The organism is Paludisphaera borealis (assembly GCF_001956985.1).
GTDB classification, from domain to species: domain Bacteria; phylum Planctomycetota; class Planctomycetia; order Isosphaerales; family Isosphaeraceae; genus Paludisphaera; species Paludisphaera borealis.
Genome location: NZ_CP019082.1, coordinates 5898325 through 5910828 on the forward strand (window position 1 = coordinate 5898325; position 12504 = coordinate 5910828).

General features: G+C 66.3%; 8 protein-coding genes. 3 read left to right on the forward strand and 5 right to left on the reverse strand.

Translation table 11 applies throughout. The annotated features are described in order from the left end of the window. Positions 1-61: 61 nt before the first annotated feature. Positions 62-2941, forward strand: a complete 2880-nt coding sequence (gene leuS, locus BSF38_RS22840; protein WP_076349433.1) for a leucine--tRNA ligase — start codon at positions 62-64, stop codon at positions 2939-2941. A 210-nt stretch (positions 2942-3151) separates the two neighbouring features. On the opposite strand, the gene lptB is transcribed toward leuS, so the two are convergent. From lptB to lepA, 4 genes are all read right to left on the reverse strand, one after another. Beyond that, entirely contained in the window at positions 3152-4150 is a 999-nt protein-coding gene (lptB, locus tag BSF38_RS22845) for an LPS export ABC transporter ATP-binding protein (RefSeq protein WP_083714014.1), read from the reverse strand. 128 nt (positions 4151-4278) lie between these two features. Continuing rightward, positions 4279-6024, reverse strand: coding sequence for a signal peptidase I (gene lepB / locus BSF38_RS22850; RefSeq protein WP_076351332.1), 1746 nt, complete (start codon positions 6022-6024; stop codon positions 4279-4281). A 69-nt stretch (positions 6025-6093) separates the two neighbouring features. Beyond that, positions 6094-7563, reverse strand: a complete 1470-nt coding sequence (locus tag BSF38_RS22855; RefSeq protein ID WP_076349434.1) for a S26 family signal peptidase — start codon at positions 7561-7563, stop codon at positions 6094-6096. 62 nt (positions 7564-7625) lie between these two features. After that, on the reverse strand, positions 7626-9431 hold the full coding sequence (lepA, locus tag BSF38_RS22860) for a translation elongation factor 4 (RefSeq protein WP_076349435.1): 1806 nt from the start codon (positions 9429-9431) through the stop codon (positions 7626-7628). A gap of 412 nt (positions 9432-9843) precedes the next feature. Here lepA and BSF38_RS22865 point away from each other — a divergent pair, with 412 nt between their 5' ends. Beyond that, on the forward strand, positions 9844-11013 hold the full coding sequence (locus tag BSF38_RS22865) for an FIST signal transduction protein (RefSeq protein WP_076349436.1): 1170 nt from the start codon (positions 9844-9846) through the stop codon (positions 11011-11013). A gap of 7 nt (positions 11014-11020) precedes the next feature. On the opposite strand, the gene BSF38_RS22870 is transcribed toward BSF38_RS22865, so the two are convergent. Then, the gene (locus BSF38_RS22870; RefSeq protein ID WP_145952282.1) at positions 11021-11263 is read right to left on the reverse strand and encodes a hypothetical protein; all 243 of its coding nucleotides are present in this window, start codon (positions 11261-11263) and stop codon (positions 11021-11023) included. 373 nt (positions 11264-11636) lie between these two features. Between BSF38_RS22870 and BSF38_RS22875 the strand changes: the two genes are divergently transcribed. After that, entirely contained in the window at positions 11637-12467 is an 831-nt protein-coding gene (locus BSF38_RS22875; RefSeq protein ID WP_076349438.1) for a PEP-CTERM sorting domain-containing protein, read from the forward strand. Positions 12468-12504: the final 37 nt, after the last annotated feature.

The following is a 12504-nucleotide window of genomic DNA, read 5'->3' on the forward strand; positions in this document are numbered from 1 at the left end:
CGATCGGCGAGCCCGCTTCCTGCTTCGACGGATGAATCGCCGGGGCCGGAGAGATCGAGATATGCCTGCTTATCACCCTCAGCGCATCGAGCCCAAGTGGCAAGCCTACTGGGAAACTAACAAGACGTTCGCCACGCCCGACGTCGACCGCGATCGGCCCAAGCTTTACATCCTCGACATGTTCCCCTACCCCAGCGGCGCCGGCCTCCACGTCGGCCACCCCGAGGGCTACACCGCCACCGACATCCTCTGCCGCTTCAAGCGGATGCGCGGGTTCAACGTCCTGCACCCGATGGGCTGGGACGCCTTCGGACTGCCGGCCGAGCAATACGCCGTCCAGACCAACACCCATCCGAGGATCACGACCCAGGTCAACATCGACACCTTCCGGCGTCAGATCAAATCGCTCGGATTCTCTTATGATTGGGATCGGGAAGTCGACACGACTTCGCCTGATTACTACAAGTGGACCCAGTGGATCTTCCTCAAGATCCACGACACCTGGTACGACCCCGAGTTCGTCTGGACCGACCAGCAAGGGAACGCGCGGAAGGGGAAGGGGCGGCCGATCGCCGAGCTGCCGATCCCCGAGGGGGTCGCCGACGCCGACGCCTACCGCGACGGCAAGCGGCTGGCTTATCGCGCCGAGGTCCCCGTCAACTGGTGCCCCGGCCTGGGGACGGTGCTGGCGAATGAAGAGGTCATTGACGGCAAGAGCGAGCGCGGCGGGTTTCCGGTCGTCCGCATGCCGCTGACTCAGTGGATGCTCCGGATCACCGCCTACGGCGACCGCCTGATCGACGACATCGAGCACGTCGACTGGCCGAAACCCATCAAAGACATGCAGCGCAACTGGGTCGGTCGCAGCGAGGGCGCCGAGGTCGACTTCCCGATCGTCGTCGATCGCCTTCCCGCCCCGTCCGCGTCGTCGGCGACCTTCCCCGAGACTCCGGCCGCCGACGTGATCCGCGTTTACACGACGCGGCCCGACACTCTCTTCGGCGCCACGTACATGGTGCTGGCCCCCGAGCATCCGCTGGTCGATCGCGTCTCGACCCCCGAGCAGCAGGCGGCGGTCGCCGAGTACCGCACGCTCGCGACCCGCAAGAGCGACCTCGACCGCACCGACCTGGCGAAGTCGAAGACCGGCGTTTTCACCGGCGGACACGCCGTCAACCCGGTGACCGGCCAGCAGATCCCGATCTGGATCGCCGATTATGTGTTGATGGGTTACGGCACCGGCGCGATCATGGCCGTCCCCGGCCATGACGACCGCGACTTCGAGTTCGCCAAGACCTTCGGCATACCGATCGTCGCCGTCGTTCAGCCCCCCGACGCCTGGCTCGAAGCCAACCGAGGGCCCGACGTCGACGCAAGCGACCTGCGCGCCGCTTACAAAACCGACCCCGGCGCGTTCGCGGACGTGTTCCACGACGAGGGCGTGGCGATCCAGTCGAGCCGCGACGGCCTCAGCCTCGACGGCCGGCCGACGGCCGAGGCCAAGGCGGCGATCACGGCCTGGCTGACCGATCGGGGCGTGGGCCGCAAGGCGGTGAATTACAAGCTCCGCGATTGGCTGTTCTCGCGGCAGCGGTACTGGGGCGAGCCGTTCCCGGTCGTGCTCGACGAGAACGACCGCGTGACCGCCGTGCCCGAGTCGGAGCTGCCGGTGCTGCTTCCCGAGCTGAGCGACTTCAAGCCGTCGGGCACTCCCGAGCCGCCGCTGAGCAAGGCCAAGGAGTGGGTGCGGTACTCCGAGAAGTTCCGCCGCGAGACCAACACGATGCCCCAGTGGGCCGGCTCGTGCTGGTACTACCTCCGCTATATCGACCCCAAAAACGGCGGTCAGGCGTGGGACCCGGAGAAGGAAAAATACTGGATGCCGGTCGACCTCTACGTGGGGGGCGCCGAGCACGCCGTGCTGCACCTGCTCTACAGCCGGTTCTGGCACAAGGTCCTCTTCGACCGGGGCCTCGTGAGCACGCCCGAGCCGTTCCAGCGGCTCGTGAACCAGGGGATGATCCTCGGCGAGATGGAGTTCTCCGCGTATCGCCACCCGGATGGAAACATGGTCACCGCCAGCCAGGTCGATCACCATCACGACGGCCCGACGCTCAAGCGGACCGACCCGCCGATCCCCCTGACCGTGGTCAAGCTGAGCGACGCTCTGTTGACGAAGCAAGGCGAGGGCTTCGTGATCACCGACGCCCCCGAAATCAAGGTCGACGCCCGCGCCCACAAGATGTCCAAGAGCCGGGGCAACGTCATCAACCCCGACGTCGTCGTCGCCGAATACGGGGCCGACAGTCTCAGGCTTTATGAGATGTTCATGGGTCCGCTCGAAGCCGTCAAGCCCTGGAGCATGAAGGGGGTCGAGGGGGTCTACCGGTTCCTCGGCAGGGCCTGGCGGATGATCGTCGAGAACGAAGCCGACGAGGTCCGGCTCGACCCGAGGGTCAAGGACGTCGCGCTGACCCCCGAGCAGGCCAAGCTCGTGGCGCGGACGGTGGCGGCGGTCGGCGACGACTTCGAGGCGTTGCGGTTCAACACGGCGATCAGCCGGCTGATGGAGTTCGTCAACGCCTTCACCGGGGCCGGGGTCCGGCCCAGGGCGGCGATGGAGACCTTCACGCTGCTGCTCGCGCCGATGGCCCCGCACGCGGCCGAGGAACTCTGGCAGATCCTCGGCCACGACAAGACGCTCGCCTACGAGCCCTGGCCGACGTTCGACCCGGCGTTGCTCAAGGACGCCGAGGTCGAGATCCCGGTGCAGATCCTGGGCAAGCTCCGCGGCAAGGTCGTCGTCCCGGCCGACGCCGACGCCCAGGCGATCGAAGCCGCCGCCCGCGCCGACGATCGGATCGCCGCCCAGCTCTTCGGCAAGACCGTCCGCAAGGTCGTCGTCGTCCCCGGCAAGCTGATCAACTTCGTGGTGAGCTGAGCCGGCTCAGTGGTTGCGGATATCCATCAAGATAGGCTGTTGCAAACATGCCTTCTCCCCTTGCGGGAGAAGGCGGCCGAAGGCCGTATGAGGGGGGGCTCGTCATAGGGGGGTGTTCGAAACTCCTCGGCGATCGAACACCCCTCATCCGCCCCTGCGGGGCACCTTCTCCCGCAAGGGGAGAAGGGAGTTCAGACCGGCTGCTTCCGCTCAATTGTCGTACAGGTCGTCGAGGTTGAAGTCGGGGGGAAGCTGGGTGACCTGGATCGAGTGCGTGCCCCCCTGGACGTAGCCCTTGGGCTTCTCGTCGGCCTCGCGCGGGGGCGGTTCGGGATCGGGGTCGTGATCGTGCTCGACTTCGTCCAGGCTGGGGGCGTGCGGCGGCGAGGGGTCGTGGTCGTCGTGGGTCGGCTCGGAACGGGGCAGGGCGCCCTGGGTCTTGCCGAGCGACATGACGGGGCGTTGCTTTTCGAGCAGGTGGCCGCCGTCGAACCGCTCGCCGATGTAGTGGCGGCGGACCTCGGCGTTGTTGAGGATCTCTTCGCGGTTGCCGTAGGCGAAGACCCGGCCCTCGCGGACCACGTAGCAGCGGTCGGTGACTTCCAGGGTCTCGCGGAACTGGTGGTCGGTCAGCAGGATGCCGATGTTGTAGGTGTCGACCAGGTCGCGGATCTGCTCCTGGATCTCGGCGACCGTCTTCGGGTCGATGCCCGCGAACGGCTCGTCGAGCATGATCAGCTTGGGGTTGGTGATCAGCGACCGGGCGATCTCGGTTCGCCGGCGCTCGCCGCCGGAGACCCGGTGGGCCTGGGTCTTGCGGATCTTCGTCAGGCCGAACCTGTCGAGCAGATCTTCGAGCCGATCCTTGCGCTGCTTGCGGGTGAGATCCTTGCGGGTTTGGAGGATCGCCTTGAGGTTGTCCTCGACGGAGAGCTGGCGGAAGACGCTCGAATCCTGGGCGAGATAGCCCATCCCCGCCCGGGCGCGAAGGTACATCGGCAGGCGGGTGATGTCGCGGCCGTCGAACTTCACCGACCCGCCGTCGCAGTCGATCAGGCCGATCGTCATGCGAAAGCTCGTGGTCTTGCCCGCTCCGTTGGGTCCGAGCAGGCCCACGACCTCGCCCTGGTCGACGTCGAACTCGACGCCGTTGACGACCTGCCGGCGGCCGTACCACTTCTCCAAGCCTCGAACTTCCAGCAGGGGCATCGGTCGATCCTCCATGATCGCGGCGCGGGCCTAGTGTCTACCGACGGCTATCGAACGGTGGGCGGTGCCCATCCTAAGGTTTTGCAGCCAAGGGGTTTACGTAGCGTGGTTGCCGCCCGCCGTTCCAACTAACGAATCCACCGCATCCGCTCGAAGTAGGGCCGGAACGGGATGCGCGAATCGCGGCTGATGCGGATGTCGGGACCGAACGGAACCCCGTGCGGCCAGTAGACGAAGAATGCTTTCCCGGTCACCAGGGGGCGCGGCACTTCCCACGACTTGCGATCGGCCGGGTCCCACGCACGGTCGGCCGAATCCCACCCCCGGCTGTCCTTGCTTCGAGGACTGTTGTCACCCATCATCATGTACCGATCTTCGCCCAGCTCGTACTCTTCACGGCCGACGTGGGCCAGGTTGGCGAAGGCGGTCGGATCGGAGAGGAAGTCGAACAGGCCCACGGGGGTGCGCGGCCGCCGATCTTCCCAGACCGGCCCGTAGTCGTGCGTTCCCGGCGTCTGGGTATAGTAGATATCGCGTTTCAAGACAAGGTCGCTCACGGCGACCGTCGCGTTGCGGGCGCCGACGGCCGCCGGCGCAAGGTCGGCCTCGGTCGGCACCGGGGGGGCGTCGCCGCGGTCGAACTCGATCCCCTCGCCGACCACCGACCGGCCGTCGACCGAGAGCGTCAGGCGGTCGTCGACGTTGGCGAATTCGAGTCGGTAGCGGCCGGGCTTCGAGACCGGGGTCTCAAAATGGCCGAGTTGCTCATCCCCGCGCGTGAGCTGGGCCTTGCCGGTCGCCAGATCGATCACGGATCGATGCGCGACGCCTCCCTTGATCAGCTCCAGCTTCAGCTCGCCGGCCGCCGAGGCGACTTCGACGCTGGCCGAAAGGGTGAGGTCGCCGACCCAGTGGGGCTGGAGCCAGGCGTTCTCGGAGTCGCCGCGAAGCTGCCGGGGCAGGTCGGCGGCCTCGGCGGTCAGGTTCGTGTTGTACGAGTAAAAGTCGGTGATCAAGGTCGGCCGGGCGCGTCGCGAGGGGGTCCGGTCGCTGATCAAGGCGTCCCATTGCTCCAGGTCGGGGACCAGGTGCTGATAGCGGAGGTCGACCCAATCGCCGGTCGGCTGGTCGCAACGGTAGGTGCTCACCGAGGGCTCGACGATCTTCCAACCCCCCGGCGTCTCCGGCTTCCACCGGGTCCATTCGTCGCGGCCGGCCGTCGCCCGGGGCCGATGGCGGTCGTCGTAAACGGGGATCTGCATCGCCGCCTGGTGCGCGAGCGTCTTGCGCTGGAGCTTGAAGTCGTCGGCCCCCTTGGGCTTGACGTAGACGTCGCCGTGGTAGATCCGGATCGTCTCGCCCGGCAGGCCGACGAGCCGCTTGATGTAACTGACCTCGGGCTCTTCGGGGTATCGGAAGACGACGACGTCCCACCGCTCGGGCGTGGACGCGCCGGGCAAGAACGGCAGGTCGTAGGGGAACATCGAGACCAGAATCCGGTCCCCCTTGAAGCTGGGCGCGTCGTCGAGCCGGGTGGCCTGGAACCGGCAGTTGACGCAGGTTCCGGCGTAAACCTGCCGGGGGTAAGGGCTTCCTTCGACTTCCTCGGACGCGTTGACCGCGTAGACGAACCCGCACTGGGGGCAGGTGACTTCCTTGTGCCGGCCCATCAGGGTGGGCGCCATCGAGCCCGTGGGGATCACGAACGCCTGCGCCTCGAAGCCGCGAACGACCAGCGCCAGGATCAAGGCGACGATGATCGCCTCGACCGTCTCGCGATGGCCTTCCTGGGCCCGAAATTCGACCCGGCTGGTCGCGGCGCTGGAAGCGGTCGAGGTCTTGGTCGTGGCGGTTGCGGTGGCGGTCCGTCCCATGATGGTTGACTTCTCTTTGACGACGGGTGGCGCGAGGGGTGGCACGTCGCGGACTTACGACTCACCTTCCTAATGAATGTACCGAATCCGCCGGGGATCGGGAATCCAGTAAACCGAACGGCCGAACACCTCAAGCGCCACCACCCGGCCGGGGAGGTGGACCAGGAACGGCTTGCCGAGGAACATCGACCGCGGGACGACCGGCCCCTGGGCCCAGAACCGGGAGTCGTTGGAGACCGGGCTGTTGTCGCCGAGGACGAAATATTCGCCGTTCCCGAGCTGGTACGGCTCGGCGACCCCATGCGGACGCCGGCGCAGGCCCCCGAGGCTGCTGGTGTAATAAACGTCGCGGTAGATTTTCAGGTCGGGGACCGCCAGTTTGCCTCCTCGGACGCCGATCGCGACCGGCGATTCGTCGTTCGACGCGCCTTCCGCGGGGTCGTCGTAATCGAACGGCTCGAACAGCGGCTGGCCGTCGATCGCGACCAGCAGCCGGTGGTCGAAGACCGACGCCTCGATCGCGTGCGCGCGTTCCTTCGCCGCTTCCACCGGCTCCGAAAGTGGATTCGCCAGGGCCAGGACCCGTTCGCCGTGGCCGTTGCGCGTAAGTTCGATCGGGTCGGGCGTCCCGACCGGAATTCGGACCACGAACCGGTCGCCCCCGGACCGCACCATCAGGGCCAGGCTCTCGACCTCGGAGGTCACGTTCACCCGGGCCTCGATCGCCAGGTCCTTCACCGGATTGTCGGCGTGGACGTCGCCGCCGTTGTAACCGTAATAGTCGTGTACGCTGGCGTAGCGGTTCTGGACCGGGTCCCAGTGGCGGTAGACCAGCCAGTCGTCGAGGTCGCCGTCGTGCGTTGAGACGGCCTCGTGGCGGAAGCCGTCGTCGCCCTGAATCCAGCCGCTGGGGCCGAGCCGGCGACTGGCGCCGCGACGGAAGACCCAGCGGGGAAAGCGACTTGAGTCGGCCGGGACGTAGCGGCCGTCGTGGACCAGAATCCGCATCGCCCGCACGTCTTCGAGCCGCTTGCGGGCGATCGCGCCATCGATCCAGACGTCTCCTCCGGCGATTTTGACCGACTCGCCCGGCAGCCCGACGACCCGCTTGACGTACGCCTGGGACGGATCGGCGGGGAAATGGAAGACGGCCGCCTCCCACCGCTCGGGGGCCCGAAAATCGAAGAGGAACTTCTGTACGAGCACGCGGTCGCCGTTGCACGGCATCGACGGCTGACTCTCGAAATCCTGGAACCCGCAGTTCGGGCAGACCGGCCGGGCCAGCGGCCCTTCGTCGTCCAGCCCGACGTCGAACGGGAACTTGCAGTTCGGGCAGTTCAGCTCGCGGTGATGCCCCAGCAAGGTCGGGGCCATCGAACCCGTCGGCACCACGTACGCCTCGGCCGAGAAGGTGCGGAACATCAGCACCCCCAGGCACAGGACCACCATCAGGTCCACTGTCTGGCGGACCACGCCGGCCGTGCCGCTCTCCGGCGCGGGAGCTTCCGCTTCGGTCGTCGGCGAAGGGGTGGTCGTCATGGGACGTCGTCCGCTCCTACCGGGCTCGTGATTTCTCGACGCGTCTCGCTGGCGTTTCGGGCTCAGTCGTCGCTGTCGTCGAGGACCGACAGGAACGCCTCCTGGGAGATTTCGACGTTGCCCACCTGCTTCATACGCTTCTTGCCTTCTTTTTGCTTTTCCAGCAGCTTCCGTTTTCGCGAAACGTCGCCGCCGTAGCACTTGGCGGTGACGTTCTTGCGGAGGGCCTGGATCGTCTCGCGGGCGATCACCCGGCTGCCGATCGCCGCCTGGATCGGCACCTCGAACTGGTGGCGGTCGATCTCGCCCTTCAGCTTCTTGACCAGCTTCCGCCCGCGACGGTCGGCGTGGTCGCGATGGACGACGATCGAGAGGGCGTCGACCTTCTGGCCGGCGACCAGGATGTCGAGCCGGCAGAGGTCGTCGGCCCGGAAGCCTTGCAGCTCATAATCCATGGTGCCGTAACCTCTTGTGGCACTCTTGAGCTTGTCGTAGAGGTCGTAGATCATCTCGGCCAGGGGAAGCTGGTAGGTCAGGATCGCCCGGGTGGTCGAGAGGTATTCGGTCTTGATGTAGGTGCCGCGCCGATCCTCGCACAACTGCATGATGGCGCCGATGTTCTCGGTCGGCAGGATGAAGTTGACCTTGGCGATCGGCTCGCGGAACTCCTCGATGTCGCCGGGGTCGGGAATCCGGGTCGGGTTCGAGATGTGGAGGATTTCGCCCTTGCGGTTGAGGATCTCGTAGGTGACGTTGGGGGCCGTCTGCACGAGCATCAGGTTGCTCTCGCGTTCGAGCCGCTGCTGGATGATCTCCATGTGGAGCATCCCCAGGAACCCGCAGCGGAAGCCGAACCCGAGGGCGTCGGACGTCTCGGGCTCGAACGTGAAGCTCGAATCGTTGAGGGCCAGCTTCTGGAGCGCCGTGCGGAGGTCGTCGAACTGGTTGTGCGAGGCCGGGAAGAGGCCGCAGAAGACGACCTGGACGGGCTCCTCGTAGCCTTCAAGCGCCTCGGTCGCGCCGCCGGGGACCTGGGTGATGGTGTCGCCGATCCGGACGTCCGACAGCTTCTTGATGTTGGCCGAGACGTAGCCGACCTGGCCGACCCCCAGCTCATCGCAGGCGACCTCGCGAGGGCGGAACCGGCCCAGGCTGACGACCTCGAAGTCGGTCCCGCCGGCCATCAGGCGGATCTTCTGGCCGACCTTGAGCGTGCCGTCGACGACCCGGACGTAAACGACCACCCCCTGGTAGTCGTCGAACTTGGAGTCGAAGATCATGGCCCGCAGCGGCTTGTCCGGATCGCCGGCCGGCGGCGGGACGCGCTCGATGATCGCCCGAAACAGATCGGGGACGCCGAGACCCGACTTGGCGCTGACGGCCAGAACCTCGCTAGGGTCGATCCCCAGCGTGGTCATGATCTCTTCCTTGATCTCCTCGGGGCGGGAGGCCTGCATGTCGATCTTGTTCAACACCGGCACGATGGCCAGGTCGTTGCCGATGGCCAAGTAGGCGTTGGCGACCGTCTGAGCCTGGACCCCCTGGGTGGAGTCGACCAGCAGGATCGCCCCTTCGCAGGCGGCGAGGCTGCGCGAGACCTCGTAGTGGAAATCGACGTGGCCCGGCGTGTCGATCAGGTTCAGCTCGTAGACCTGGCCGTCGAGTGTGTAGTTGATCGCGACGGCTCGGGCCTTGATCGTGATCCCGCGTTCGCGTTCCAGGTCCATGTCGTCGAGCAATTGCTCGCGGAACTCGCGCTGGGTGATCGCCCCTGACTGCAACAGCAACTGGTCGGCCAGCGTGCTCTTGCCGTGGTCGATGTGGGCGACGATGGAGAAGTTGCGGATGTATTTGGGATCAAAGGCCATATGTCAGGTCCGATGACGTGGATCGGGCGTCCGGAAGGGGACGGCCGGCGTCCTTCGTCGTTCGAGCAAACCGTTCGGAAATGGGTTTCACGATGAGGATGATGTCGGGCGTCCGCAAAGAAGCGGCTGAGGGGCGTCGAGTGGTCGTTGCGCCGCGTCGCGTCCCGCCGATCGGCAAGCCGGGGCGACGTTTCCCGAATCGGGCGTTCAGGGCGGTTTCGATGTCTCGGTCCAACTTGGTGGAGATTGTTCCGGTGGAGGGTCCACCTGTTAGAGATTATATTGGGTTCAAGGCGTCGCGAGAAGTCGGGTTATGCAGACTCCCATGGATCGTCTCCCCGGTTTCGACCGTCGGCCCGTCCTCGGCCCCCTCGAAACACGACGCCATGACTCCACGAGAGCAGGTAAGGCCATGAAGTGCGTCTCAGCCCTGTCCACCGCCCGGAGCACGAGCACGGCGTTCCACCAGATCCTCGAGCGTCTGGACGCGGGGCTGGAAGGGACAACCGCCGACCTGACGCTCGTGTTCAGCTCGAAGCACCACGCCGACAACCTCGGCAAGATGTCGCAGGCGTTCATCGAGCAAGGGCGGACCCGCCACATCCTGGGCTCGACGGGCGAGGCGATCATCGGCGAGGACCAGGAGATCGAGGGCAAGCCCGCGCTTGCGGTCTGGTCGATCGAGCTGCCGGGGGTCGAGATCCAGCCGGTCCGGTTCGATCCCGGCGGCGGCTCGCTGCGGCAGTCGCTGGCGACCCTCCACGACGTCGCCGGTTCGACGCTGATCCTTCTGGCCGACCCGTTCAGCTTCGGCGTCAACGACTTCCTCAAGCTGGCCAACGAGCACTCGCCCGGCCTCCGGATCGTCGGCGGCATCGCCAGCGGCGGCGCTGAGCCGGGGGTCAACCGACTGCTGCTCGACGGCGAGACACACCGCGACGGCGCCGTCGCGATCCGGCTCTCCGGCCCGGTCTCGATCCGGACGGTCGTCAGCCAGGGGTGCCGGCCGATCGGCCACACGATGCTGGTCACCAAGGCCGAACAGAACGTCATCCGCGAACTCGGCCGCCGGCCCGCCCTCGAAGCCCTCCGCGACGTCTTCCGCTCGCTCCCCCAGCAAGACGTCGACAAGGTGCAGGAAGGGCTCCACATCGGCCGGGTCATCAACGAGTACCAGGACTCGTTCCAGCGCGGCGACTTCCTCGTCAGCAACGTCATGGGCGCCGACGAGTCGGGCGCGATCCAGATCAGCGACCTGATCCGCGTCGGCCAGACCGTCCAGTTCCACGTCCGCGACGCCGAGACCGCCGACGAAGACCTCCGCGAAAGCCTGCTCCAGAAGCGCGGCCCGAAAGAAACCCCCGGCGAACCGGTCGGGGCCCTGATCTTCTCGTGCAACGGCCGCGGCACCCGCCTGTTCGAAACCCCCAACCACGACGTCGGCGTCGTCCACGAAGTCCTCGGCCCGATCCCCGCCGCCGGCTTCTTCGCCATGGGCGAGCTCGGCCCCGTCGGCGGCCAGAACTTCATCCACGGCTACACCGCCAGCGTCGTCGTCTTCGAGAAGCCCGCGTCCGGCTGACCCGGACTCACGACGGGATCTGGAGATAAACCCAGGCGATCAGGGCCGCCAGGGCCGTCGTGTACATGGTGCACCACACGGCCCCCGCGACGGCCGTCTTGCGCGCCCAGCCCTCCGTCCCTTCCGTCATCCCGACCGCCGCGATCGCGACCATCGGCGAGAACGGCAGGGCCCAGAACCCGGCCACGCTCAACACCGCCAGAACCTTCGTCGCCCGCCCGGGCCTCGCAACCGCCGCGCTCGTCGTCATCGCGCCGTCCCCCGTCTTCGGGTCCCGCTGGATCACCACCCGTCAGAATACGCCTTCCTCCGACATTCGTCAACGGTCGGCGCGCCGTCGTGAAGGCCGCGTACTTGGCGACATCATCCGCTGTTGCAATAAGGCATCGCGTCACGCCGCGGGGCGCGCGCCGTCGACATTGTGGCCGGGCGGCATCAATTCACGTCGCGTAATATCAACGCATGATTGGTTTATGTTAATGTGCTGCCTGAATCATTCAATCTGGTGATAGGTTCGTCCCCGACGGCGGTTGACGCACCGCCTCCACTCGACACTGAAGGGGCCAAGTCGCATAGGGCGCTTGCGACCTCTCCAGATGCGGGAAATCCTTGGGGGAACGAGAATGATTCGGTTGTCGATGATGATGGGACGGACGGCGGCCTGGGTCGCCTGCTTGGTTCTTGGACTTGGCGCGGCCGTTCAGGCCGGAACCGTGGACGTGTACTCCAACAACGTCGGGGGCGACGCGGTAGTGGGCGCCTCCCCGACGGTGGCGATCGGTTCGTCGGGATGGTACTACAGCGACGTGCGGGTCGGCGGAACGGCCGGCATCGATTCGACATTCGCCCGGAGCGGCAACGGTTCCGTCTTGTTCCAGGGAGACGCCTCCGCCGGCTCTTACAAGGCGGACGTCAGCTATTCCACCGGCGAGTCGCTCGGGAAGCTCTCCGACCTGTCGTCCTTCAGCTATGACTGGTATCGGTCCGCCGCGAGCACCAACAACGGTATCCAGGCCCCGTCGCTTCGCTTACTGCTCGGCGTCGACGGCGTGTACAAGGGCGCCCTCGTCTTCGAGCCCTATTACAGCCTGACGACCCCCGGCGACGTCGCCACCGACACATGGGTCCACTCGAATATCTTCGATCCCAACATGTACCTGTGGTCAAACAAAGACCTTCCGTTCCAGGAGCAGTTCAATCACGATATTGCATTCTGGAAAAGTGAGATCGGCAACTACGACATTCTCGGAGTGTCGTCGGGTATCGGATCGGGCTGGTACGGCACCTCTATCGCCGCCGTCGATAATATCCACTTCGGATTCGGGGAAGGCCCGGGCACGACCTACAACTTCGAGGTCGGCGCCGTTCCCGAGCCGGCGAGCGTGGTCAGCTTCCTGATCGCCGGCGGCTTCGGCCTGGCCGGCGCGGCCTACCGTCGCCGTCGGGCTCGCTGAGCCGACGACCGACGCATGAAAATCCCCGCAAAGGCGG

What these genes read in the sequence shown, in the direction of transcription:
- leuS (WP_076349433.1), top strand. Translation starts at nt 62, where the DNA reads ATGCCTGCTTATCACCCTCAGCGCATCGAGCCCAAGTGGCAAGCCTAC.
- lptB (WP_083714014.1), bottom strand. Translation starts at nt 4,150, where the DNA reads ATGCCCCTGCTGGAAGTTCGAGGCTTGGAGAAGTGGTACGGCCGCCGG.
- lepB (WP_076351332.1), bottom strand. Translation starts at nt 6,024, where the DNA reads ATGGGACGGACCGCCACCGCAACCGCCACGACCAAGACCTCGACCGCT.
- BSF38_RS22855 (WP_076349434.1), bottom strand. Translation starts at nt 7,563, where the DNA reads ATGACGACCACCCCTTCGCCGACGACCGAAGCGGAAGCTCCCGCGCCG.
- lepA (WP_076349435.1), bottom strand. Translation starts at nt 9,431, where the DNA reads ATGGCCTTTGATCCCAAATACATCCGCAACTTCTCCATCGTCGCCCAC.
- BSF38_RS22865 (WP_076349436.1), top strand. Translation starts at nt 9,844, where the DNA reads ATGAAGTGCGTCTCAGCCCTGTCCACCGCCCGGAGCACGAGCACGGCG.
- BSF38_RS22870 (WP_145952282.1), bottom strand. Translation starts at nt 11,263, where the DNA reads ATGACGACGAGCGCGGCGGTTGCGAGGCCCGGGCGGGCGACGAAGGTT.
- BSF38_RS22875 (WP_076349438.1), top strand. Translation starts at nt 11,637, where the DNA reads ATGATTCGGTTGTCGATGATGATGGGACGGACGGCGGCCTGGGTCGCC.